Origin of the sequence: Nonomuraea sp. NPDC048916 (assembly GCF_040649575.1) — a bacterium.
GTDB lineage: Bacteria > Actinomycetota > Actinomycetes > Streptosporangiales > Streptosporangiaceae > Nonomuraea.
Genome location: NZ_JBEZFS010000030.1, coordinates 42,361 through 65,263, shown reverse-complemented (window position 1 = coordinate 65,263; position 22,903 = coordinate 42,361). Strand labels below are relative to the sequence as shown.

Annotated in this window: 24 protein-coding genes and 1 tRNA gene; 9 read left to right on the top strand and 16 right to left on the bottom strand. The window is 69.5% G+C overall.

Annotation, left to right across the window (positions count from 1 at the left end; translation table 11 throughout):
* Positions 1-109: 109 nt before the first annotated feature.
* From AB0C16_RS28775 to AB0C16_RS28760, 4 genes are all read right to left on the bottom strand, one after another.
* On the bottom strand, positions 110-493 hold the full coding sequence (locus AB0C16_RS28775; protein WP_357687184.1) for a Rieske (2Fe-2S) protein: 384 nt from the start codon (positions 491-493) through the stop codon (positions 110-112).
* Positions 494-616: 123 nt separating this feature from the next.
* A complete protein-coding gene (locus tag AB0C16_RS28770; protein ID WP_357687182.1) occupies positions 617-1,228 on the bottom strand; it encodes a hypothetical protein in 612 nt (203 codons plus the stop codon).
* Positions 1,225-1,776, bottom strand: coding sequence for an RNA polymerase sigma factor (locus AB0C16_RS28765; RefSeq protein ID WP_357687180.1), 552 nt, complete (start codon positions 1,774-1,776; stop codon positions 1,225-1,227). Before AB0C16_RS28765 ends, AB0C16_RS28770 begins: the two co-directional genes overlap by 4 nt.
* Before the next feature lie 239 nt (positions 1,777-2,015).
* Positions 2,016-2,453: a hypothetical protein gene (locus AB0C16_RS28760; protein WP_357687178.1), complete on the bottom strand. Its 438-nt coding sequence runs from the start codon at positions 2,451-2,453 to the stop codon at positions 2,016-2,018.
* 233 nt (positions 2,454-2,686) lie between these two features.
* Here AB0C16_RS28760 and AB0C16_RS28755 point away from each other — a divergent pair, with 233 nt between their 5' ends.
* Positions 2,687-3,211, top strand: coding sequence for a peptidylprolyl isomerase (locus tag AB0C16_RS28755; protein ID WP_357687230.1), 525 nt, complete (start codon positions 2,687-2,689; stop codon positions 3,209-3,211).
* A 77-nt stretch (positions 3,212-3,288) separates the two neighbouring features.
* Positions 3,289-4,170 carry a rhomboid family intramembrane serine protease gene (locus AB0C16_RS28750; protein WP_357687176.1) on the top strand — a complete coding sequence of 294 codons (882 nt, stop codon included), beginning with the start codon at positions 3,289-3,291 and terminating at the stop codon, positions 4,168-4,170.
* 33 nt (positions 4,171-4,203) lie between these two features.
* Here the strand turns inward: AB0C16_RS28750 and AB0C16_RS28745 are convergent, their stop codons facing one another.
* Complete coding sequence (locus AB0C16_RS28745; RefSeq protein ID WP_357687174.1) at positions 4,204-4,449, bottom strand: cell division protein CrgA; 246 nt, start codon at positions 4,447-4,449, stop codon at positions 4,204-4,206.
* 144 nt (positions 4,450-4,593) lie between these two features.
* Between AB0C16_RS28745 and AB0C16_RS28740 the strand changes: the two genes are divergently transcribed.
* Genes AB0C16_RS28740 through AB0C16_RS28730 form a run of 3 tightly spaced genes read left to right on the top strand, consistent with a single transcriptional unit; the run spans position 4,594 to position 5,964 of the window.
* A complete protein-coding gene (locus tag AB0C16_RS28740; RefSeq protein WP_357687172.1) occupies positions 4,594-5,235 on the top strand; it encodes a class E sortase in 642 nt (213 codons plus the stop codon).
* A gap of 1 nt (position 5,236) precedes the next feature.
* Entirely contained in the window at positions 5,237-5,395 is a 159-nt protein-coding gene (locus AB0C16_RS28735; protein ID WP_357687170.1) for a hypothetical protein, read from the top strand.
* Positions 5,392-5,964, top strand: a complete 573-nt coding sequence (locus AB0C16_RS28730) for a gamma-glutamyl-gamma-aminobutyrate hydrolase family protein (protein WP_357687168.1) — start codon at positions 5,392-5,394, stop codon at positions 5,962-5,964. Before AB0C16_RS28735 ends, AB0C16_RS28730 begins: the two co-directional genes overlap by 4 nt.
* 152 nt (positions 5,965-6,116) lie before the next feature.
* Here AB0C16_RS28730 and pknB read toward each other — a convergent pair whose 3' ends face one another.
* The 7 genes from pknB to AB0C16_RS28695 form a co-directional block, all read right to left on the bottom strand.
* Entirely contained in the window at positions 6,117-7,958 is a 1,842-nt protein-coding gene (pknB, locus tag AB0C16_RS28725) for a Stk1 family PASTA domain-containing Ser/Thr kinase (RefSeq protein ID WP_357687166.1), read from the bottom strand.
* A gap of 83 nt (positions 7,959-8,041) precedes the next feature.
* Entirely contained in the window at positions 8,042-9,442 is a 1,401-nt protein-coding gene (locus tag AB0C16_RS28720) for a serine/threonine-protein kinase (RefSeq protein ID WP_357687164.1), read from the bottom strand.
* 21 nt (positions 9,443-9,463) lie between these two features.
* Entirely contained in the window at positions 9,464-10,924 is a 1,461-nt protein-coding gene (locus tag AB0C16_RS28715) for a penicillin-binding protein 2 (protein ID WP_357687162.1), read from the bottom strand.
* Positions 10,921-12,315 carry an FtsW/RodA/SpoVE family cell cycle protein gene (locus AB0C16_RS28710; protein WP_357687160.1) on the bottom strand — a complete coding sequence of 465 codons (1,395 nt, stop codon included), beginning with the start codon at positions 12,313-12,315 and terminating at the stop codon, positions 10,921-10,923. Before AB0C16_RS28710 ends, AB0C16_RS28715 begins: the two co-directional genes overlap by 4 nt.
* The gene (locus tag AB0C16_RS28705; protein WP_357687158.1) at positions 12,316-13,590 is read right to left on the bottom strand and encodes a Stp1/IreP family PP2C-type Ser/Thr phosphatase; all 1,275 of its coding nucleotides are present in this window, start codon (positions 13,588-13,590) and stop codon (positions 12,316-12,318) included.
* Positions 13,587-14,057 carry an FHA domain-containing protein gene (locus tag AB0C16_RS28700; protein ID WP_357687156.1) on the bottom strand — a complete coding sequence of 157 codons (471 nt, stop codon included), beginning with the start codon at positions 14,055-14,057 and terminating at the stop codon, positions 13,587-13,589. Before AB0C16_RS28700 ends, AB0C16_RS28705 begins: the two co-directional genes overlap by 4 nt.
* A 17-nt stretch (positions 14,058-14,074) precedes the next feature.
* Positions 14,075-14,815: a DUF3662 and FHA domain-containing protein gene (locus AB0C16_RS28695; protein WP_357687154.1), complete on the bottom strand. Its 741-nt coding sequence runs from the start codon at positions 14,813-14,815 to the stop codon at positions 14,075-14,077.
* Between the two features lie 199 nt (positions 14,816-15,014).
* Here AB0C16_RS28695 and AB0C16_RS28690 point away from each other — a divergent pair.
* A tRNA-Leu gene (locus tag AB0C16_RS28690) sits at positions 15,015-15,097 on the top strand.
* Between the two features lie 222 nt (positions 15,098-15,319).
* Here AB0C16_RS28690 and AB0C16_RS28685 read toward each other — a convergent pair.
* Positions 15,320-16,336, bottom strand: coding sequence for a hemolysin family protein (locus tag AB0C16_RS28685; RefSeq protein ID WP_357687152.1), 1,017 nt, complete (start codon positions 16,334-16,336; stop codon positions 15,320-15,322).
* Positions 16,333-17,679, bottom strand: coding sequence for a hemolysin family protein (locus AB0C16_RS28680; protein ID WP_357687150.1), 1,347 nt, complete (start codon positions 17,677-17,679; stop codon positions 16,333-16,335). The genes AB0C16_RS28685 and AB0C16_RS28680 overlap by 4 nt, the downstream gene beginning before the upstream one ends.
* A 515-nt stretch (positions 17,680-18,194) precedes the next feature.
* Between AB0C16_RS28680 and AB0C16_RS28675 the strand changes: the two genes are divergently transcribed.
* Complete coding sequence (locus AB0C16_RS28675) at positions 18,195-19,211, top strand: LCP family protein (RefSeq protein ID WP_357687148.1); 1,017 nt, start codon at positions 18,195-18,197, stop codon at positions 19,209-19,211.
* Positions 19,212-19,236: 25 nt separating this feature from the next.
* Here AB0C16_RS28675 and AB0C16_RS28670 read toward each other — a convergent pair whose 3' ends face one another.
* Positions 19,237-19,896 (bottom strand): GPP34 family phosphoprotein, encoded by a 660-nt coding sequence (locus tag AB0C16_RS28670; protein WP_357687146.1) that lies wholly within the window; start codon positions 19,894-19,896, stop codon positions 19,237-19,239.
* A gap of 23 nt (positions 19,897-19,919) precedes the next feature.
* On the opposite strand from AB0C16_RS28670, the gene AB0C16_RS28665 reads away from it, so the two are divergent.
* Both AB0C16_RS28665 and AB0C16_RS28660 read left to right on the top strand, forming a co-directional pair.
* The gene (locus tag AB0C16_RS28665) at positions 19,920-20,525 is read left to right on the top strand and encodes a transcriptional regulator (protein WP_357687145.1); all 606 of its coding nucleotides are present in this window, start codon (positions 19,920-19,922) and stop codon (positions 20,523-20,525) included.
* A gap of 51 nt (positions 20,526-20,576) precedes the next feature.
* Positions 20,577-21,455 carry a DNA-formamidopyrimidine glycosylase family protein gene (locus AB0C16_RS28660; protein ID WP_357687143.1) on the top strand — a complete coding sequence of 293 codons (879 nt, stop codon included), beginning with the start codon at positions 20,577-20,579 and terminating at the stop codon, positions 21,453-21,455.
* Here AB0C16_RS28660 and AB0C16_RS28655 read toward each other — a convergent pair whose 3' ends face one another.
* Positions 21,456-22,880 carry an MFS transporter gene (locus AB0C16_RS28655; protein ID WP_357687141.1) on the bottom strand — a complete coding sequence of 475 codons (1,425 nt, stop codon included), beginning with the start codon at positions 22,878-22,880 and terminating at the stop codon, positions 21,456-21,458.
* Between the last annotated feature and the right edge of the window lie 23 nt (positions 22,881-22,903).

Below are 22,903 nucleotides of genomic sequence, written 5' to 3'. Positions count from 1 at the left end.
TCAGACCTGCCTGACCTCGATCCCTCAGACCTGCGCTCCCTCAGACCTGCCCGACCCGATCCCTCAGACCTGCTTGACTCCGACCCTCAGGCCGGTGCCCGCCACCTGGTCATGCCAGCCGGATCACTCCCTTCGCCACCTTGATCTGCTTACGGGTGAGCGGCCGCTTGGCCGGACCGTTGATCACCTTGCCCGTGGAGGCGCTGAACCTGCTGCCGTGGCACGGGCAGTTGATCCGGTTGTGGCTCACGCTCGCCACCGCGCAGCCCTGGTGGGTGCATATGGCGCTGAAGCACCGGAAGACGCCCTTCTTCGGCTGGGTGATCACGTACTTACCCTTGATGATCTTTCCGCCGCCTACTGGGATGTTCTTGGTCCTGGCCAGGATCGGTTTCGCGGCCTCCGACTCCGCTTCGGCCGGGCTCGTCCACAGGAAGACGACTCCTGCGCCCGCGGCGCCACTCCGGGTGATCAATGCACGGCGTGTGAGCATGATTGCCTCCTTCAACCTTCCACACGGATGAAGGTCGCCTGCCGGTTCACCGAAACCGGGCGATCAGCCGTACCACGTGGTCGACCAGGTTGCGGGCCAAGGCGCCCGTGGGAGGGGCGGTGTTCAGCTTCCCGCGGGCGACTGGCGCGCGGGGCCGCCGCGGAGCTCGTAGTCCGCGTCGATGACCGTGCACGGCTTGACCGGACCGGCGATCAGCAGGCCACGGAATCGCAGCATGTCCCGTGGCTTGTCGGAGGTGTGGTCGTCGGTCTCGGCGATCTCCATCACCAGGGTCTGGTCCTTCCCGATGTGGTCGGGATCGATGTCGACCCTGTCGCCGGTCAGGCTCGCGGCCTTGTGGTGAACAGAATCCGTCCATTTCTGGACGGTCATCGGCATCGTGCCCTCGGTGAGCCGGCCCCGGTCCATCTCGCAGGCCTTTCCGGGCTTGAGATAGGTGACGTCAGCGGTGACGCCCATCGCCTTCAGGTCCTGCTCCAGCTTGTCGGCGTCCCTGAACTCTTTGATCAGCACGGTGATCGTGCCGTCGGTGTTCTCGCTCACCGCGTACGCGGGGCTTCCCGCCGTCAGCAGCGGTACCGCGATGGCCGCCGCCGCTGCCAGCGTGGCCGCCGCCGCCCCTGTGAACAGGCGGCGACCCGTGCGACGACGTCGTTCCTCACGCGCGGCGAACTCGGCTTTCAGATCCATCAGCAACTGCTCCTCGAAACTCATCCCGTGGTTCCTTCCATGACGAGGGGCAGTTCCTTCAGCGTCCGGCGAGCGCGGTGCAGCCGCACCATGGCGGTCCCCGACCGGATGCGCAGGGCGGCCGCCGCTTCCGTGACCGTCAGCTGGTCGATGACGACCAGCTCGAGCACGGCCCGCTCGCCCTCCGGCAGTCCGGCCATGGCCTCGAAGGCCCGCCTGGCGGGCTGCTCCGCGTCGATCCGCTCCTCCAGCCGGGCGATGTCATCGGTGTCCAGCGGCCGTCGCCTGCTCACGCGGTCGGTCAGCTGTGACTCCCGTAACGCCCGGCGCCGCTCGGCCGAGAGCGTGTTGCGGGCCACGCCGTACAACCAGGCGACCTCGCTGCCCAGCCTCGGCCGGTAGGTGTGGGCCGAGTCGAACACCGCCAGGAACACATCCGCCACCAGGTCGGCGACCGTGTGCGGATCATCGATCCGGCGGGCCAGGAATCGCGTGATCCCGTCGACGTGACGCCGGTAGAAGGCCTCGAACGCCACGGCATCTGTGGCGATCTTCGCCTGTTTACGACGCACCGGCCATGCTCCCCTCGTCGATCTACACCCTTACTTGGTCAGAACCGTCGAAAGGCTTACAAGCGCCGGGCTCTCCGGAGGGATTACGTGGGGGACGACGGGTGCGGACCCGGCGCCCAGTACTCAAGCAGCCCGTGGCCCACGAGCCCGTCGTACTCGAACCCACATTGGCGTCGGTGACACACGCGGAACGCGAAAGTGCGCCCCCGCGGACGCGGAGGCGCACTTTCGCCGGCGGATCAGGGCAGCTTGCGAGCTGCCTCGTCCGCCTTGTCGGACACCTTGGAGGTGGCCTGCTCCGTGGAGTCGGCGGTTCGGCCCGCCTTCTCACTCACCCAGCGCGAAGCGTCCGAGGCGGAGTCCTTCATGTGCTCCGTCCACTGCTGAGCGTTGCGACGGTAGAACATGTAACCCATCGCACCCAGCGCCGCCCCGGTGAACAGGACCATGACCGGCCAGCGCCGCGACTTCGCGGGACTGGGGTCGATCTTGTGCGCCGCCGTGGTCAGCAACGAGCTGACCCTGGGGGCGAACTGATCCTCTACCCGGTGTGCGGCGTCTTCCAGCCTGGGTGCGGCCCAGTAGCGGGCTTCCTCGATGCGCTGGGCGGTGGCCAACTTGGCCTGGTCCGCCATCGGCGCCATGCGTTGACCGGTTTGCACGGCCTGGGCCTTCATTCGGCCCACCCACGTGGCGGGAACCTCTATGACCACGCGGCGTTTTCTCAGTGTCAGGGACACAACAACCTCCCCTGTCGGTGGGGCCCCGAGCCTGACCTGCCCGGTACGAGGCGGCTCAATCATGGCGGGCCGTGGGAGGATGGCCCAGAAGGCCGTACGGCCATAGTCATCAAAACACCTCAAAACCAACCCTGTGCATAGAGGGGGGCAGCTGTCTCGTGGCTGAGAAGCTGATCGCAAACCTGCAGACAAATCGTGGCAATATCAAGGTGGAGCTCTTTCCTAATCAGGCTCCCAAGACGGTGCGAAACTTCGTTGAGCTGACCGAGGGCGGCCGCGAGTGGACGCACCCGGGCACCGGCGAGAAGAGCACCGGTCGCTACTACGACGGCACGATCTTCCACCGGGTGATCTCCGGATTCATGATCCAGGGCGGTGACCCGCTCGGTCAGGGCATCGGCGGCCCCGGCTACGAGTTCGACGACGAGATCCATCCCGATCTCTACTTCAACCGGCCCTACCTGCTGGCCATGGCCAACGCGGGCATCCGCTTCGGCAAGGGCACCAACGGGTCGCAGTTCTTCATCACGGTCGTGCCGACACCACACCTCAACGGCAAGCACACCATCTTCGGCGAGGTCGTCGAGGGCCAGGACGTCGTCGACGCGATCGCCAAGACCCGCACCGCACGCGGTGACCGGCCGGTCGAGGACGTCGTGATCGAGTCGCTCACGATCGACCGCGTCCAGGGCTGAGCGGGAGCGGGCTGGGCGGCCTGGCACGGAGCTCCGCCGCACACGCGGCACCGTCCATCAGGCCATAGGCTGCGGTCATGACCAGCCAGCCGCCTAGCCCCCCTCCGCACCAAGAGCCCGCAGAGGCGGTGCCGACGTGTTACCGGCATCCCGACAAGGAGACCTGGGTTCGTTGCCAGCGCTGCGACCGGCCCATCTGCCCCGACTGCATGCGTGACGCCGCCGTCGGGTTCCAGTGCCCCGAGTGCGTGGCCGAGGGCAACAAGGGCATCCGGCAGGCGAAGACCGCCTTCGGCGGCGCGGTCGTCCACACCCCCTACGCGACCTGGACCATCCTGGCCGTCAACGTGCTGGTCTTCGGCGCGTCGTTGCTGCTGGGCGAGACAGTCAGTGTGGCGCTCGGCATGTGGCCCAACGGCGTCGCCCATCTGGACCAATACCACCGGCTGCTGACGGCGTCAGTCGTGCACGCCAGCACCATCCACCTGCTCTTCAACTGCTGGGCGATCTACGTCATCGGCCCCTACCTGGAGCGGGCCTTCGGCCACGGCCGCTTCGTGGCCCTCTACCTGTTGAGCGCCCTGGGCGGCTCGGTGCTCAACCTGTGGCTCGACCCGCTCAACACCCTGACGGTGGGGGCTTCGGGAGCGGTCTTCGGATTGTTCGGCGCGGTCTTCGTGGTGGGTCGCCGGCTCAACCTCGACGTGCGGGGCATCGCCGTGGTCATCGTGCTCAACCTGGTGATCACGTTCGTGCTGCCCGCGTTCTCGGGCCTCCGCATCAGCTGGACCGGCCACGTCGGCGGACTGATCGTGGGCACCCTGCTGGCCGCCGCGCTGGTCTACGCCCCCAAGACCAACAGGACCCGCTGGCAGGTGCTGACGATCGTGGGAGCGGTGGCCGTGCTCGGGCTGCTCGTGATGGTGCGCACCGCGTCCATCGTCGGAGGCTCCGGCTGACATCCCCAGCCTGTGGAAAAACTGTGGAAAGAACTAACGCCAGCGGGTGGAAAGCACCACACCGAAGACGATAAAAACAAACCCGATCAGCAGGTTCCAGGCATCGAGGTCACCGATGAAGGGGGCCCGGGGCGCCACGTACCAGGTGGCGATCCAAAGGACGCCGATGATCCATGCCGCGACCATCGTTGGAGCCAGCCAGCGCGGGCTGACCTTGAGCTGCTGGGACTTCTGCGGCGGGGTGTAGACCGCCTTCTTGCGAGCCTTGGACTTGGGCACTGGTAACTCCTGCTGAGGGCCTGGGCTTCCGGATCGTCCACAGGCTCTTCGGTAAGCGTAGTCGTAGCGGGGCCCAGGATAGTCGCCACGCGCACGACATGGCGATCCCGGGCCGGCGGATCGACCCCGCATACGCTTGATCGGATGAGGGCCATGCTGCGGGCCGTGGGGGAGTCGAGCATCACCGCGGGCCTGATACTCCTGCTTTTCTGCGCCTACCTGCTCTGGGGCACCGGTGCCTACACCGAGGACCAGCAGGTGCTGCTGCAACGTCAGTTGACCGAGGAACGTCCCGCCGGCGCGCCTCCGGGTGCCGCCGGCCCGCCGCGCCTGGGGAAGATCCAGCTCGGAAAGGCGGTGGCCATGCTGCGGATCCCGCGTCTCGGCCACGACTACCGCTACGCCGTCATCGAGGGCGTCGGGACCGAGGATCTCAAGAAGGGCCCCGGCCACTACCCCGGCAGTGCCCAACCCGGACAGATCGGAAATTTCGTTGTATCGGGTCATCGCACCACGTACGCCGCGCCGTTCAAGCGGCTCGCCGAGCTGAGACGCGGTGACGAGATCATCGTCGACGCCCGTGAGGCCCGCTACACCTACCGGATGACCACCCGGGAGATCGTGCAACCCGACGCGGTCGAGGTGATCGCGCCGGTGCCCGGCAGGCCCGGCGCCCGCCCCACCCGGGCCGTCATCACGCTGTCCACCTGCCACCCCGAATACTCCGCCGCCCAGCGGCTCATCGTCCACGGCGTGCTCAAGCGGCTCGAACTCAGGAAGGACTGACATGTACGGCTGGCTCTGGCGCAGGCTGCCGGGCAACACGGGTGTCAAGCTGCTGGTGGCCGCCGTGCTGGTCGCCATCGTGGTGGCCGTACTCTGGTATGCGGTGTTCCCGCTGCTGGAGCCCGCCGTGACACTCGACGAGGTGACCGTACTCGGATGACCGGTGTGCTGGTCGTGGACAACCACGACAGTTTCGTCCACACGATCGTGCAATACCTGCGCGAGCTGGGCGCCACCTGCGACGTGCGCCCACGCGACGACGTGCGGGTGAGCGACGCCGACGGCTTCGACGGCGTGCTGATCAGCCCCGGCCCCGGCACCCCCGAGGCGGCGGGCGTCAGCGTCCCCCTGGTGCGCCACGCCGCCCGCAACGGGCTGCCCCTGCTCGGCGTCTGCCTGGGTCACCAGGCCATCGCCGTCGCCTACGGAGCCGCCGTCTCGCGCGCGCCCGAGCTCGTCCACGGCAGCACGAGCCCCGTCTCCCACGACGGCCGAGGCGTGTTCGCCACGCTGCCCTCCCCGGTGCGGATGACCCGCTACCACTCGCTCGCCGTACGCCCCGACACCGTGCCCGCCGAGCTCGACGTGACCGCCCGCACCCCCGACGGCGTGATCATGGGCCTGCGCCATCGTGAGGCGCCCATCGAGGGCATCCAGTTCCACCCCGAGTCCGTGCTGTCGGAGCACGGTCACCGGCTGCTCGCCAACTGGCTGCGCGCGATCGTGTAACACCCGGCCCCCGCCGGACGACTCACCAATGAACGTCCCCGCCGTTGCCCCCGAGCGGCGGGGGCGTTTTGCTGTCTCACGACTCAGGTAACGGCGAGTCAGGAAACGGCGAGGCCGCCCTCCGATCTCGGAGGGCGGCCCCAGGGCCTTCGTCAGCCGCTGAGGTCGTCGCCGATCGGGTTGTCCTCGATCGGCGGATCCTCCGTGGTGGGCTCGTCGGTGGGGATCGACGGATCAGGATCGGCCGTCGGCTGCTCCGTGGGCGTCGTGTCGGGGCCCGTGGAGACCACGATCGTGACGGTCGTGCCGGGGTTGAGCTTGGCGCCCTCACCGGGGTTCTGCTGGATCACCGTGCCCTGAGCCACGTCGCTGGCCTGCGGAACGACCCTGACCTTGAAGCCGGCGGCCTTGAGCAGCTTGCTGGCCTCCTGCTCGGTCAGCCCCATCACGCTCGGGACGGCCGTCATCTCCTTGGGCACGTAGAGGGTGACGGTGCCGCCCTTCTCGATCTGCTCACCGGCCTTGGGATCGGTCTCGATGACCTTGCCCTGCGGCTTGCTGGAGACCTTGGTCTTGACCGTGGAGCTCAGTCCCAGCTCCTCGAGGATCTGGTTGGCGTCCTCGGTCGACGCCCCGATCAGCCCGTCGGGCACCTTGACCTGCTCGGGCCCCTTGGACACGAACAACTTGACCGTCGAGTCCTTGGCCACCTCGGTGCCCCCGGCCGGATCGGTCTTGATCACGGTGCCCTTGTCGTCGTCGGAGCTGAACTGCTGGACGACCTCGAACTTCAGGCCGAGCGCCGTCAGCTGCGACTGCGCGGACCTCAGCGTCTGCGTCGCCAGCTCCGGAACGGTGACCGGCTGGGCGGCCGGGGTCTCGTTGGAGCTGAGGAACGCGTAGCCGATGCCGATGAACGCGCCGATCACGAGCAGCGGGACGATGATCCACGCCGCCGTCTTGAGTGCTCGGTTGTCGCCGCCGCTGTTGGCCCGGCGCCGGCCACCACGGCCGCCGCCCTCGCCGTCGGAGTATTCGTAGGCCGGGATCCCGCCGCGCTGGGTGGCCGGGCCCGTCGCCGCCTGGGTCGCGGTCATCATGCGCGTGCCCTGGCCGTAGTTGCCGGTCATCGTCATCGTCTGGGCGTCGACCGGCATGCCGGACATGGCCCGCTGGATGTCGGCCCGCATCTCGCTGGCGCTCTGGTAGCGGTGGGCCGGGTCCTTGGCCATCGCCTTGAGCACGATCGCGTCGGCCCAGGCGGGGATCTCACGGTCGATCTGCGACGGCGGGATCGGCTCCTCGCGCACGTGCTGGTAGGCGATCGCGACGGGCGAGTCACCGGTGAACGGCGGCTGGCCGGTCAGCAGCTCGTACAGCACGCAACCGGTCGAGTAGATGTCGCTGCGGGCGTCGACCCGCTCCCCGCGCGCCTGCTCGGGCGACAGGTACTGGGCGGTGCCTATCACCTGCGCGGTCTGCGTCATCGTCGCGGCCGAGTCGGCCATCGCACGGGCGATGCCGAAGTCCATCACCTTGACGTCGCCGGCACGAGTGATCATCACGTTGGCCGGCTTGATGTCGCGGTGCACGATGCCGCCGCGGTGGCTGTAGTCGAGCGCGCGCAGGATCCCGTCGACCAGCTCGACCGCGCGCTCCGGCAGCAGCCGCCGGTCCGCGCGCAGCAGGTCGCGCAGCGTCCGGCCGTCGACGTACTCCATCACGATGTAGGGCACGGGAGCGCCTTCGGAGACGTCCTCGCCCGTGTCGTAGACCGCGACCACGGCAGGGTGGTTCAGCGACGCGGCGGACTGCGCCTCACGACGGAAACGAGCCTGGAAGGTGTGGTCACGTGCGAGGTCGGAGCGGAGGGTCTTGATCGCGACTATGCGGTCCAGCCGGATGTCTCGGGCGCGATACACCTCGGCCATGCCGCCGCGCCCGACGACACCGTCGAGCTCGTAACGACCACCGAGTAGCCGAGGCTGAGTCATTTCCTGCACTGTCCCTTACCGTTCATCTGGGGTACCGGCCTGCTCGGGGGGCCGCCGGTGTCCATCATCGACCCCGTGGCGCATCACGTCTCCTCCTTCGGCGGGTTTGTCTCACCCGGGTCCGGCGAGGCGCTAGGTGTCGGAGTTGTCGGTGTACTGGTGGGCGTTGGGGTGGGCGTGGGCGTCGGGGTCGGTGTCGGCGTCAGTTTCGGCGTCGGCTGTCTGGTAGGCGTTGCCGACTTGCTTACCGTAGCCGACGGCGAGGGTACCGGCCGCGTTGACTTCACCGTAACCACCGGGGTTCGGCGAGTCTGTGTCTTCGTCTTGGACGGCCGTTGGCTGGGTGTCACCACCGTCTGCGTGGGCTCGGCGACATCGGGCGGCTTGGCGGGCGTGTCGCGCTGCGCCAGCATCATGGCGCTGAACCCCACCGCGGCCACGCAGCCCGCCGTGGCGACCGCCGCCACCGCCCGGGCATGCCTGCGCCGCCTGGGCCGCGGCGCCTGCAGCATGGTGGCCGCCGGCCGGAAGTCGCTGGTCGGCCCGCCGTCGTCCGGCCCGCGGTGGTCGCGCTCGCTACCGGCCGGCCAGCTGTCGTCCGGCCAGCTGTCGTCCCGCTCGCGCACCGGGAAGCCGCCCGGATCGGTCAGCATGCTGAGCTCGGCGCCCTGCCCGGCGTCGGCCAGCGACTCCCGCAGCACGTTGGCCCGGTCGGCCAGCTCCGACGCGGACTGGGGACGCTGCGCCGGCTCCTTCGCCAGCAACACCATGACCAGCTCGCGCACCGGGGCCGGCACGTCGACGCCCAGCGGCGGCGGCTGCTCGTTGAGGTGCTGGAGCGCGATGGCCACCTGGCTGTCGGCTCGGAAAGGGGTGCGCCCCGCCAGGCACTCGTAGACCACCACGCCCAGGGAGTAGAGATCGGTGGCGGGCGTGAGCGGCAGGCCCTGCGCCTGCTCGGGGCTGACGTACTGGGCGGTGCCGAGGACCGTGCCGGTCTGCGTCACCGGCGCAGCCTCCAGGGCGCGGGCGATGCCGAAGTCGGTCACCTTGATGGTGCCCTCGGGCGTGACGAGGAGATTGCCCGGCTTGATGTCGCGGTGGACGACCCCCGCGGAGTGGGCGACGTGCAGTGCCCTGGCCGTCTGGTGGAGCACGTCGAGCGCCACCTCGGGCCCCAGCGAGCCGTTGCGCGCCAGGATGGCCGACAGCGGCTCGCCGTGCACCAGCTCCATCACGAGGTAGGCCACGTCGTCCTGCTCGCCGTAGTCGAAGATCTGGGCGATGCCGGGGTCGGCCAGCGCGGCGGTGATCCGCGCCTCGTTGCGGAACCTCTCGCGGAACGTCGGGTCGGCGTGGATGTGGGCGCGCAGCACCTTGACGGCCACCTCGCGGGCGAGCAGCTCGTCCCGGGCACGCCAAACCTCCCCCATACCGCCCATGGCGATGCGGGAGAGCAGATGGTAGCGGTTACCGAGCCGCATGATTCAGCACGTTACCGTCAATCACTTGTTCAGCACCGCCTCCAGCACCGCCCTCGCGATCGGCGCGGCGGTGCCGCCGCCCGTCGCCTCGGCTCCGACGTTGGCGGCCCCCGACTCGACCAGGACCGCGAGGGCGATCTGCGGGTCGTCGGCCGGCGCGAAGGAGATGAACCACGCGTGCGGCGGCTGGCCGTCAGCCGTCTCCGCGGTGCCGGTCTTGCCCGCCACCTGCACGCCGGGGACCTGCGCCCGGTTGGCGGTGCCGTTGGCGACGACGCTCACCATCATCTCGCGCAGCTCGCCGGCCGTCTCGGAGCTGACCGCCTCGGTCAGCTCCTCGGGCTCGGCCTCCTCGACCGAGTCGCCCTTCGCGTCAGTGATCTTGTTCACGAGGTACGGCTTCATGACCGTGCCGTCGTTGGCGATGCCCGCGGCGATCATGGCCATCTGCAGCGGCGTCATCTGGTTGCTGCGCTGGCCGATGGAGGCCATGGCGACCGCCGCCTGGTCCTCCTTGCGGCCGAAGTCGCTCTTGGCCACCGACATCGGGATGCCGAGCTGCTGGCCCATGCCGAACTTCTCGGTCTGCTCGCGCATCTTGTCGTAGCCGAGGTCCATGCCGATGCTGCCGAACGGCGTGTTGCAGGACTTCTCCAGAGCGTAGATCAAGGGCACCTGCCCGCCGCCGCAGGCCGCGCCGCCGTAGTTGGGCAGGGTGGTGCTGGTGCCCGGCAGCCGCAGCACCTGCGGCGCGTCGACCACCGTGTCGGGGCCGCGGCTGGAGTCGTCCTCCAGGAACGCCGCGGCCGTGACCACCTTGAAGGTGGAGCCGGGCGGGTAGGTGCGGTCGATGTTGCGGTTGAGCAGCGGCTGGGACTTCTCCTTGGCCAGCTCGTCGTAGCGGCCGAACACCTTGCCCTTGTCGGTGCCCGACAGCTCGGCGGGGTCGTAGGTGGGCAGCGACACCATCGCCAGGATCGCGCCCGTCTTGGGGTTGAGCGCGACCACGGCCCCCCGCTTGCCGCTCTGCCGCAGCGCGTCGTAGGCGGTCTTCTGCGCCTTCGGGTTGATCGTGAGGTCGACGTTGGCGCCCCTGGTGGGCTCGCCGGTGAACAGGTCGATGCTGCGCCGCAGCAGCAGGTCGGGGCTGGACCCGTCGAGCAGGCTGTTGCGGGCCGCCTCGATGCCCGAGGCGCTCTCGGGCGAGAAGAAGCCGGTGATGTGGGCGTAGAGCTTGCCGTCGGGGTATTCCCTGAGGAACTTGAAGTCGCCCGAGGCTTCCTTGGACTGGGCGAGGATCACCTTGCCGCCCGCCGTGATGCGCCCCCGCTGCACCGCGTAGCGCTCGAAGTAGTTGCGGGTGTTGCGGGCGTCCTCGGACAGGCCTTCGGCGCGAACCGCCTGGAGGTAGTTCACGTTGATCATCAACAGCGCGAACATCACCAGGCAGGCCACGGCCGCGCGCTTGATCGGGCTGTTCATCGCTGGAACACCTGCGTCATTCCTTCGTTCTGGATCGCCTGGGGCGGGGGCCGCCGCGCCGCGTCCGACATGCGTACCAGGAGCGCGATGAGGATCCAGTTGGACAGCAGTGCCGAGCCACCCTGCGACATGAACGGGGTGACCAGGCCGGTCAGGGGGATGAGGTTGGTGACGCCGCCGACGATGATGAAGATCTGCCAGGCCAGCAGGAACGACAGGCCGGCCGCCAGCAGCTTGGAGAACGGGTCGCGAGCCGCGATCGAGGTGCGCAGGCCGCGTTCGACGAGCAGCGCGTAGAGCATGAGCAGTGCCATCAGCCCGGTGAGGCCCAACTCCTCGCCGGTGGCGGCGAAGATGAAGTCGGAGAAGGCCAGCGGGATGATCTCGGGGTGGCCCTGGCCGAGCCCGGTCCCGAGGATCCCGCCGGAGCCCATGGCGAACAGGCCCTGCATGAGCTGCCCGCTGCCGCCGACCGCGTCGAAGAGCGCCGGATCGCCGGGGTTGAGGAAGACCTCGAAGCGCTGCTGGACGTGATTGAAGACCATGCCCGCCAGAACGGCGCCGCCCGCGAAGAGCAGGATGCCGATGATGACCCAGGAGCTGCGCTGGGTGGCGATGTAGAGCATCGCGACGAACGTGCCGAACAGCAGCAGCGAGGACCCCAGGTCCTTCTGCATGACCAGGACGCCCAGGCTGACGCCCCAGGTGATGAGCACGGGGCCGAGGTCGCGGGCCCGCGGCAGGTCGATGAACAGCAGCCGGCGCCCGGCGAGGGCGAGCACGTCGCGCTTGGCCACCAGATAGCCGGCGAAGAAGACGACCAGCGCGAGCTTGGCGAACTCGGCGGGCTGGAGCTGGCCGAGGCCGGGAATGCCGATCCAGATGCGGGCGCCGTTGATCTCCTGCCCGAGGAACGGGATCAGCGGCGAGACCAGCAGGAACAGGCCCAGCGCGCCGGCGGTGTAGGTGAGCCGCTGCAACGCGCGGTGATCGCGCAGGAAGATCAGGGTGAGGCTGAACAGCAGGACGCCGATGAACGTCCACAGCAGCTGGGAGCTGGGTGAGGCGAGCTTGGCCGAAGGCAAGGGCGAATCCGACTCGGAGAGCCGGAAGATCATCACCAGGCCCAACCCGTTGATGAGCGTCACCAGCGGGAGGATCAGGGGATCGGCCCAGGGGGCGAACTTGGCGAGCACCAGGTAGGCGGCCAGCATCAGCCCGCCCAGGCTCAAGCCGTAGGTCAGCATGCCCGCGGGGATCTGGCCGTCGATGGCCAGGCCCACATTGGCGTAGGCCCCCATGACGATGGCCACCGCGAAGGCGAGCATGGCCAACTGCGCCCCACGCCGCTTGGCGGGCATGGGGACGGGTGACGCGGCCACTTCGCTCATCTACTGCTGCGTCTTCGTCGCGGTGGGGGACGGTGACGTGCTCGCGGGCGGCGTCGCCTTCTGTTCAGTCGTGAACTTCAAACCGTTGATCCTCGTCATGCCTTCAGCGACGCTCGTGACCTCGATGCCGTCCTTGATCAGGGCCTGATCGGGGGGAGAGAGCTTGGACAAGGGCTTGCCGGTGTGCTGTGCGACCGAGAAGAACTGGAACGGGCCCACTTCCTGCGGGATCCCCTGGAACACGACGACCTCGTCGCCCCTGGCCCCGACGAAGAACTGCTCCTGGGTCCACTGCCAGCCGAAGTAGCCGCCGACGCCCACCACGGCGGCCCCGAAGCCCAGCACGGAGACCAGCACGGGCCACACCCGACGGCGCTTGACCGGCCGCCGGGACGCCTGGGCGCCCGGCTCGTAGTCGTCGTCGGTGATCACCGGCTGGGGCGCGGTCACCGTGCCGACGCGCCCCGGGGAGGTGTCCTGGGGGCTCGACCGCAGGCGGTTCATGCCCGCCGCGCCGACGACGGCCACGTCGGCGGGCGGTTGCTGCCCGTCGGTGATCTCCAGCACGTCGGCCAGCACGCAGGTGATGTTGTCGGGCCCGCCGCCCCGGTTGGCCAGGTCGATGAGCTGGCGTACCACCTCTTCGGGGTCGTCGATGTTGGTCAGCGTGGCGTGCAGCGTCTCCGCGCTCACCACGCCCGACAGCCCGTCGGAGCAGAGGAGGTAGCGGTCGCCCACCTGCGCCTCGCGCAGCGTGAGATCGGGGTCGACCTCGCCGCTGCCGTCGAGCGCCCGCAGCAGGATCGAGCGCTGCGGATGTGTCGCGGCCTCTTCGGGGGTGATGCGCCCGTCGTCGACCAGCTGCTGCACCAGCGTGTGGTCGTGGGTGATCTGGTAGAGCTCCCCGCGTCTGAGCAGGTAGGCGCGCGAGTCGCCGACGTGCACCAGGGCCACCTGGGTGCCGTTCCAGAGCATGGCGGTGAGCGTGGTGCCCATGCCCTTGAGGCTCGGGTCCCGACCTACCATCTCGTGCAGCTTGCGATTGGCGTCGCGTACGGCTGCCTCGATGGCGTTGAGCAGGTCACCGCCCTGCTGGGCCTCTTCGAGAGAGGCCATTGCGGCGATGGCGACGGAGCTCGCCACCTCGCCGTGTGCGTGCCCGCCCATGCCGTCGGCGACGGCGAGCAGGCGGCCGCTAGCGTACGCCGAGTCCTCGTTCCCTTCGCGGAGGAGGCCGACGTCCGAGCGGGCGGCGTAGCGGAGTGCGATGGTCATTTGCGCAATTCAATGACTGTCTTGCCGACGCGGATCGGAACACCGAGCGGCACCGGGGTCGGGCGGGTGACTTTCGAGCGGTCGAGATACGTGCCGTTGGTCGAACCGAGATCTTCCACGATCCACTGACCGTCCTGGGGAAAGAGCCGGGCATGTCGGCTGGAAGCGTAGTCATCGCTGACTACCAGTGTGGCGTCGTTCGCCCGGCCAATGGTGATGGGCGTCTCCGTGAGATTAATGGTGGTGCCTTGGAGCGGGCCACCTGTCACGACAAGCTGGCGTGGCTCGCCTTTCTTGTTCTTCGGCTTTGCCACTGGTTTGGATGGTTTCGCACTCTTGCGTGGGCCGACGGGAGCCGTACGGGATCCGAACAAGTCAGTCCGGATCACGCCGACTGCGGCAATGACGAAGAACCACAGCACCGCCAGGAAGGCGAGCCGGATCAGCAGCAGCGTGAGCTCGGACATGGACCGTTTGTCTACCCTCAATCGCGCCGGAACACCAGAGTCGTGCGCCCCAGAGTCACTCGCGTGCCGTTCTGGAGCTCGATCCTGCGTATCGGCTGGCCGTTGACGAATGTGCCGTTGGTCGATCCCAGGTCGACCAGGTGGACCTGCTGCCCCTCGACGCGCAGCTCCGCGTGATGGCGGGAGACCCCCGGGTCGACCAGGCGAAGGTCGCAGTCGGTGCCCCGCCCGAGCAAGGTCACCGGGGTGGTGAGCTCGTAGGAGCGGTCGCCCTGAGGATCGTCCTGGGTGGAGACGAGCAGCCTGGGCCGCCCGCCGAACGCGTTGGGCCTCGACGGAGGCAGGTCGCTCGCCGGCTGGCGAATCTCGTCCTGCTCCACCGTCGCGCCGCGGATGACGCCTGACCTGATGCGGAACAAGCCCACAGCGAGGTCGGCGGCGGTCTCGAAACGGACCCGGACCGGTCCCACGAAGGAGTAGCCCTGCTCCTTGGCGTACTCCCTGGCAAGGTTGGCCAGCTCGTGGCTGATGCTGTCGGCGTAGACCTCAAGCCGTTCGCTGTCGGTCGTGGACAGCTCAACCACGAAGTCGTTGGGCACGAGCGTGCGACCCTGAGCGACGATCGCCGCACGCTCATCCATCTCCCGCTGAACCGCGCTGGCGACCTCGACCGGCTGAAGGTCAGATTTGAACGCCCGCGCAAAGGCCCCCTCAACCAAGCCTTCGAGCCTTCGCTCGAAGCGCTGAAGGACTCCCACCGGGTACCTCCCTTCCTCCGTGCATATGATCGCGGCCTCCAGACGCTCTCATGCCTGGTGCCCGCTCGTCCCACCGTCGCGGTGATCCCGGCGCTCGTCGGCTGTCGCGCCCAGCTCCTCCGCTCCCGTGTCTTATGCGATCGTATCCGGGTTCAGTACCAGCGGCTGTTCCGTGCTACTGTTTCTCAGCACCCACTCAGGGCGGGTGGCGGAACGGCAGACGCGCACGGTTCAGGTCCGTGTGTCCGAAAGGACGTGAGGGTTCAAATCCCTCCTCGCCCACATCGCGGTACGGCCGATGAATTCGGCAGACCCACACTGACGAACGACAGCCCCGGTTCGCAAGAGCTGGGGCTTCTTCTTTTCAAGAACCTGTGTACGGCTCACGCCCTCGTGAGGAATGTAGGCCCGGCCGGTTGCAGTCCACTTTCGGATTACTATCGGCCGGGCGGTGTGTTTTTGACCACATTCCCGGGGTTCTGGCCGCTATCGCGCGCCGCTCGTTCAGGCCGCCATCGTGCGCGTGTCGAGCAGCTCGCCGAGCAGATCGGTGAGGGTCACCATGCCCACGACCACGCCGCCCTGTCCGGTGACCAGAGCCAGGTGCGCCCGGGCCTCCTGAAGCGCTGTCACACCCTCCGGCACCTGCGTGGCGCCGGCCAGCCTGGGCACGGGACGGGCCAGCTCGCCCGCCGTCCGGTCGGGCTGGAGCAGCGCGTCGCGCACGTGCAGCACCCCCTGGACGTCGCCGGGAGCGCCGACGAGCAGCCGCAGGTGGCCGCTGTCCCGGGCGACCTCCCTGATGCGGGTGGCGCCGGCCGACGCCGGGACCATGACGGCCCGGTCGATCGGCACCATCAGCCGCTCGATGCCCTCCGCCTGCAGCCGCAGCGCCCGGGTGAGCAGGTCGTGCTCCTCCCGGTCGAGCAGGCCCATCCGGCCCGACTCGCCGACCAGCATGGCCAGCTGCCGCGGGGTCCTGGTGGTGGCCAGCTCGTCGCGTGGCTGCACGCCGAATATCCGCAGGATCAGGTTGGTCAGGCCGTTCAGCGTGGACAGCAGCGGGCGCATGAGCCACACGAAGCCCCGGAAGGGCAGTGTCAGCACCATGGCCGCCTGTTCGGGATGGGTGAGGGCCCACGACTTGGGCGCCATCTCGCCGATCACCATGTGCAGGAACGTCACCAGCGCCAGCGCGAAGGTCAGCGCGATCGGCACCCGCAGCGGCTCCGGCACGCCGAGCGTGGCGAAGACCGGCTCCAGGAAGTGCTCGATCGCCGGCTCGGTGACGTAGCCGAGGCCCAGTGTGCAGAGCGTGATGCCGAGCTGCGCGCCGGCCAGCATGAGCGACAGCTGCCGGCCGCCGCCCACCGCCGACTTCGCGGCGATCCTGACCATACGGTTGCCGCCGCTCGCCATCTCCTCCAGGCGGTGGCGCCGGGAGGAGACGAAGGCGAACTCGGCGGCCACGAACAGCGCGTTGAAGGCCAGCAGCGCGAGGCTGAGCAGGATCAGCGTCATCGGGTGGCCTCCGCGTGTTGCACCGGCGCCAGCCGCACCCAGTCGGGCACCCGGCGGTCGAGGGAGAGCACGGTCAACTCGGCCAGATGCTCGTCGTCGTCCTCCACGAACGGGTCGGTCTCGGGCGTCGTGGCCACGATCACCGTGTCGCCCGCGTCGGGCAGCCGGCCGAGTTTGGCCAGCACCAGCCCGGCGAGCGTGTCGTAGTCGTCGCTCTCGGGCAGCGCGATGCCGGTGGCCCGCTCGACCTCGTCCAGCCTGAGCCGGCCGGGCACGTCCCAGACGCCGCCGGGCCGCTCGACCGCGCCGGCGGGCTCGGGGTCGTTCTCGTCGACGAGCTCGCCGACGAGCTCCTCGGCCAGGTCCTCGATGGTGATCACGCCGGCCAGGCCGCCGTACTCGTCGATGACGCAGACGATGTCGTCCTTGGCGGTGCGCATCTGGTCGAGCACCGCCGGCAGCGGCAGCGAGTCGGGCACCAGAGGGGCGGGCCGGGTGACGTCCCTGATCCGGCCGTCCTCCAGGCCGGCGGCCAGCAGCTCGCGGACGCCCGTCACGCCCACGACGTCGCCGTCGTCGCCGAGCACGGGGTAGCGGGAGTGGCCGCACTCGCGCATGGCGTCGATGAGCTCCGAGATCGGCTGGGCGTCGCGCAGCGCCACCACGCGGGGGCGCGGCACCATGATCTCCTCGGCGATGCGGTCGCCGAACTCCAGCGCCCGCTCCAGCAGCTCCGACAGCCGCGGGGGCAGCTCGCCCGCCCGGGTGGACTCGGCGATGATCCGCGAGAGCTCCTCGGGGGTCGCGCCGTGCTCCACCTCCTCGACGGGTTCGATGCCCACGCGCCTGAGCAGCCCGGTGGCCGCCGAGTCGAACAGGCGGACCACGGGGCCGACGACCGCGAGGTAGACCAGCGTCGACCCGGCCAGGAACTTGGCGACGGCCTCCGGCCGGGCGATGCCGAGGTTCTTGGGCGCCAGCTCGCCCAGGACCATCTGGACCACGGTCGCGACGAACACGCCGATGGTCACCGACAGCCCGGCGATGACGCCTTCGGAGAGCCCGGCCTCGGCGAGCCGGGGGCGTACGAGTGTGGCGATCGCGGGCTCGGCCAGGAAGCCGACGATCAGCGCGGTGACCGTGATGCCCAGCTGCGCGCCGGAGAGCATGAACGAGAGGCGGGAGGTGACCTGGAGGGCCTTGGCCGCGGCCTTGTCGCCGGCGGCGGCCTGCTCACGCAGGACGGCCCGGTCGGCGGCCACGAAGGCGAACTCCTGGGCGACGAAGTAGCCGGTCGCCGCGGTGAGAAGGAAGAGGGCCACCAGGCCCAGATAAGCGCTCACCGCGGTGAGCTCTCAGGGGAACCCGTGCTCGTGCACGGGCGACTACTCCATGGGTCCGAGGCGGACACGATCATCCTTTCGCTAGAACTGGTCCACAAAACGTAACGACTCGGATCACGTCTATGTTTCCGGAGCGGCTATGTGCAAGCTGTGCGTACTTTTCCATGGGAAAACCTTGGTGACGGGTCTTCACTGGTCGGCGGATCGACGTAGCGTTTATGGCAACCGAGGGGAAGAAGATCGAAGTGTCTGAGGACGAGCGGACGCGGGCCATGCGCTCGCCTGGTGACGGCCGTCCGCTGCCCCCGAGGCCGGACGGTGGCCTGCGGTCCGGTGGCGCCCCCGCGCACCAGCGCCCGTCCGCGCCGGTGCCGCCCGGCTCGTCCGGACCGCCCAGACCGCCCGGGTCGTCCGGGTCGTCCGGCTCGTCCGGGTCGTCCGCGATGCCGCCCGCCGGAGACCCGCCCCGGTCCGGCGGGCGCGTGTACGGTCGCCAGCGTTCGGGGAGCAGTCCGGTGAAGCCGCTGCGGTCTCCCGGCGAGCGCTCGCCCTCCGGGCCCAGGCCGCCGCGACGGCGGCCGTCGGTCCGCACGATCCTCAAGATCGTCGCGGCCTTCGTGGTGCTGCTGCTGGTCACGGGCATCGGCCTGTTCTTCTGGATCGACTCCCGGCTGGGCGGCATCGACAACGTGCTCGACGACTACGAGGGCCGCGTCGCCGACACCCCGGGCACCAACTGGCTGCTCGTCGGCTCCGACAGCCGCAAGGGCCTGTCGGCCGCCCAGCGCCGCAAGCTCGCCACGGGCCGCGCGGCCGGTCAGCGCACCGACTCGATGATGCTGCTGCACATCCCCGACGGCGGCGACAGGCCCACGCTGGTCAGCCTGCCGCGCGACTCGGCGGTCACCGTCCCGGGCAAAGGCCGTCACAAGCTCAACGCCGCCTACGCCATCGGCGGGCCGAGCCTGCTGGTCAAGACCGTCGAGACCGCCACGGGAGTGCACGTCGACCACTACATGGAGATCGGCTTCGCCGGCTTCGTGGACATCGTCGACGCGGTCGGCGGGGTCGAGATCGACGTCCGCGCCGCCGTCGACGACCCCTTGGCCGGGCTCAAGCTGAAGAAGGGCAAGCAGGTCCTGACCGGCAACCAGGCCCTCGGCTACGTACGCACCCGCAAGGGCGGCGCGCTGCCCGACTTCGAACGCACCAAGCGTCAGCGGCAGTTCCTGTCCGCCGTGGTGAAGAAGGCGGCCAGCCCCGGCGTCCTGATCAACCCCTTCACCTCGATCCCGCTGGCCATGAGCGCCACCGAGGCGGTCGCGGTCGACGAGGGCACGGGCGCGTTCGACATGCTCTCGCTGGGCCTGGCCATGGGCGACAGCCCGGTGACCACGGTCGTCCCGTTCGGCGGTAACGAGAGCGTCGACGGCGGCACGGCGGTCAAGTGGGACCGGACCAAGGCCCTCGCCCTCTTCGACGCGCTCGCCGAGGACAGGCCGGTGCCGAAGGACATCCTCGACGCGGGCTGAGGCCCCGGTGCGGTCCGCCACCACGTCAGCCGCTGGAGCCCGTGGCGGCCGCCGAGACGGCGGCGGAGGTCGCGGCGATCACGATGACCGAGTTGATCGCCGCGATGGTCTTGGCGACGGCGTCACCCGCCCACGCGCCCTCGGCGATCTCCTTGACGCGGTCCTTGTCGGCTCCCGGGAACGCCTTGCGGTCCAGCTTGGCCGCGTGCATGACGGCGATGAGCACAGCGGTGCGGGCGTCGGGGTCCGCGCCGCCGAGTGCACTGGCGACCCGCTCCCTGACCTGTGCCTCGACCGAGCCGTCGGTCTCCGGCCAGCGCGTGGTGGGGAAGACGCCGAGCACCTTGCCCCGGTCCTCGGCCAGCACGCCCGACTCGGCGAGCCTGGTCAGCAGGCGCCTGCGCAGCTTGGTGGAGTGGAGCCTCTGGACCCACCAGACGGGCTTGCGCTCCTTGCCCTCCGCCGTGATGCGGGCCAGCGTGGCGTCGAGCTCCTCGTCGCCGAGGGGGGTGGGGTCCTTGACCGACACCTTCTTGCCCGACAGCTCGATCCTGTCGTTGACGGCGAGCTCGGCCAGGATCGCGCCGGCGAGCGCGGGATCGAGTTGGGAGGCGCCGATGAGCTGCTTGCCCTCGTCCTCGGTGTAGGCGAGGAGCAGCAGTTCCTCCGCGATCGTCACGTTCATGTTTCGACACTAACGTGCCGTTCATGAGCATTGCTGAGAGATTGCACGCCGTCGGACGCCCGCTCCTGGACGCCCAGCTCGCGCACCCCACCGTGGTCGGCATCGGCCGCGGTGATCTGCCCGAGCCGGTCTTCCGGTCCTGGCTGGAGCAGGACTACCTGTTCCTGCACGACTACGTACGGGTCTTCGCGCGGCTGGCCTGGCAGGCGCCCGCCGCGCACCTGGGCGATCTCGTGGACCTGGCCCACGCGACCTTCCACGACGAGCTCGACCTGCACCGGTCGTTGTCGGCGGGGTTCGGCGCCGATCTGGAGGGGGCCCGCAAGGGGCCGGCGTGCGCGGCCTACACGTCGTTCCTGCTGGAGTCGGCGGCGGACTACGGGGACGGGCTCGCGGCGCTTTATCCATGCATGTGGGGATATTCGACGCTTGGCCGGATATTGGCGGAGAACCCGCCTGCTGAGCCGCGATACCGGGCCTGGGTCGACACGTACGCCGATCCCGGATTCGCGGCCCTGGCCAGGCGGATCGGCGAGATGATCGACGAGGCCGATCCGGATCCGGCACGGGCCGAGGCCCTGTTCGTGGAGGGCATGGCCCACGAGCTGGCGTTCTGGGACGTGCCTTAGGAAGATTTCCACAGGCTGTGGACAGTGCGGTGCGCGCCGTACCCTGGTGGCATGCCGGAGCTTCCCGAAGTCGAGTCACTGGCCGGGTTCCTGCGCGAGCAGGCGGTGGGCCGCACCATCCTGGGCGTCGACGTGGTCGCGTTCCAGGCGCTCAAGACGTTCGACCCGCCGGTCAGCGCGCTCGGCGGGCTGACCGTCACGGGTGTGTCGAGGCATGGCAAGTTCCTCGATCTCGACTGCGACGGGCTGCACCTGGTCTTCCACCTGGCCCGTGCCGGGTGGCTGCGCTGGCGTGACGACCTCTCGGGCGCCAAGCCGGTCCGCCGGGGGAAGGGGCCTCTCGCGGTGCGCGTACGGCTCGCGCCCGACGACGAGGGGCTGGCGCCCGGCTTCGAGTTGACCGAGGCCGGGACGCAGAAGCGCCTCGCGGTCTATGTCACGAAAAATCCGGATGAGGTGCCTGGCGTCGCGGCGCTCGGCCCCGACCCGCTCGACGAATCCTTCACCGTGGCGACCCTGCAGGGCATCGTGGGCGGCAACCGCACCCAGATCAAGGGCCTGCTGCGCGACCAGAAGATCATCGCGGGCATCGGCAACGCCTACTCCGACGAGGTGCTGCACGCGGCGAGGATGTCGCCGTTCAAGATCGCGGCCACCCTCACCGAGGCACAGGTCGCCGACCTGTACGAAGCCATCGTCAGCACGCTGCGCGACGCGGTCGAGCGCGCGCACGGCCTGGCGGCCAAGGACCTCAAGGCGGAGAAGAAGTCCGGCCTGCGTGTGCACAACCGCACCGGCCAGCCCTGCGACGTCTGCGGCGACACCATCCGCGAGGTCTCCTTCGCCGACTCCTCGCTGCAGTACTGCCCCACCTGCCAGACGGGCGGCAAGCCGCTGGCCGACCGCCGCCTGTCCCGCCTGCTGAAGTGACTACACCCCGACGGCCTGCCGCCGCCCGGCCGGCGGTGCGACCCGTCCACGCAGCCCGAACGCGATGACGAGCGCGGCGAGCAGCGTGGCGGCCACCGGCACGACCAGCGCGGCCCGGATGGCCCGCAGCCCGGCCTCGGGAGTGCCGCCGGCGCCCAGCACGGCCACGTTGACGGCGGTGACCATCGACAGCCCGAGCGCGGCGCCGAACTGGAAGGACGTGTTGATCAACCCCCCGGCCAGGCCCTGCTCGTGCTCGGCGACGCCGTCCGTCGCGACGATCGTGAGCGGGCCGTAGACGAACGCGAACATCGTGCCGATCAGCAGCATCGAGGGCAGCATGGCGGCGTACGTCCAGTCGAGGCCGACGCCCAGGAACAACGCGTAGCCCGCCAGCCCGACGACCAGCCCGCTCAGGATCACCCGGGCGTTGCCGTACCTGTTGACCAGCCAGGGGGTGAGCGTGGGCGCCAGCACCACGTCGGCGGCCGCGGCGATCAGCGCCAGCCCGGTCTGGATCGCGGACCAGCCACGCAGCTCCTGGAGGTACAGCGTGACGAGGAACTGGAAGCCGAAGAACGAGACGGTGAGCAGCATCGCCGCCAGGTTCGCCCGCACCAGCGGGCCCGACCTGAGCAGGCCCAGGCGGACCAGCGGCGCGGCCGACCGCCGCTCGGTCACCACGAAGGCCGCCAGCAGGGCCAGCCCGCCCGCGAACGCACCGGCCGTCAGCGCCAGGCCCTCACCCGGGTGCTCCAGCCGTACGACGCCGTACACCAGCAGCATCATCGCGCCGGTCACGCACACGGCGCCCAACAGGTCGAAGCCGCCCACGGGACGGCGGTCCGCGGGCGGCTCCCTCAGCACCGGGACGGCGACGAGCAGGAGCAGCAGCGACAGGATGACCGGCGCGAAGAACACCCAGCGCCAGCCGATCGCCGTCAGCAGCCCGCCGATCACCAGGCCGAGCGCGAACCCGGCGGCGGCGGTGCCCGCGTAGACGAGCAGCGCCTTGTTGCGCTGCCTGCCCTCGGCGAACGTCGTGGTGATCAGCGAGAGCCCGGCGGGCGTCATGAAACCGGCGGCCACCCCGGTCACGAACCTGGCGACCAGCAGCATCCACCCTTCCGTCGCGAACCCGCCCAGCCCGGAGAAGACCAGGAAGACGCCGAGCCAGAGCAGGAACATCCGGCGCCGCCCCAGCAGGTCGGCCGCCCGGCCGCCGAGCAGCAGGAAGCCTCCGTAGCCGAGCACGTACGCGCTGACCACGCCGCTCAGCATGCCGGTGGAGAGCCCCAGGTCGGCCCTGATCGACGGCAGTGCCACGTTCAGCATGGCGACGTCGATGCCTTCGAGAAAGATGGCCCCGCACAGGACCAGCAGCGCGCCCAGCGCGCGCCCGGACAGGCGTTCGGTCGCAGGCATGGTTCAACCCCCGGTTACTTGTC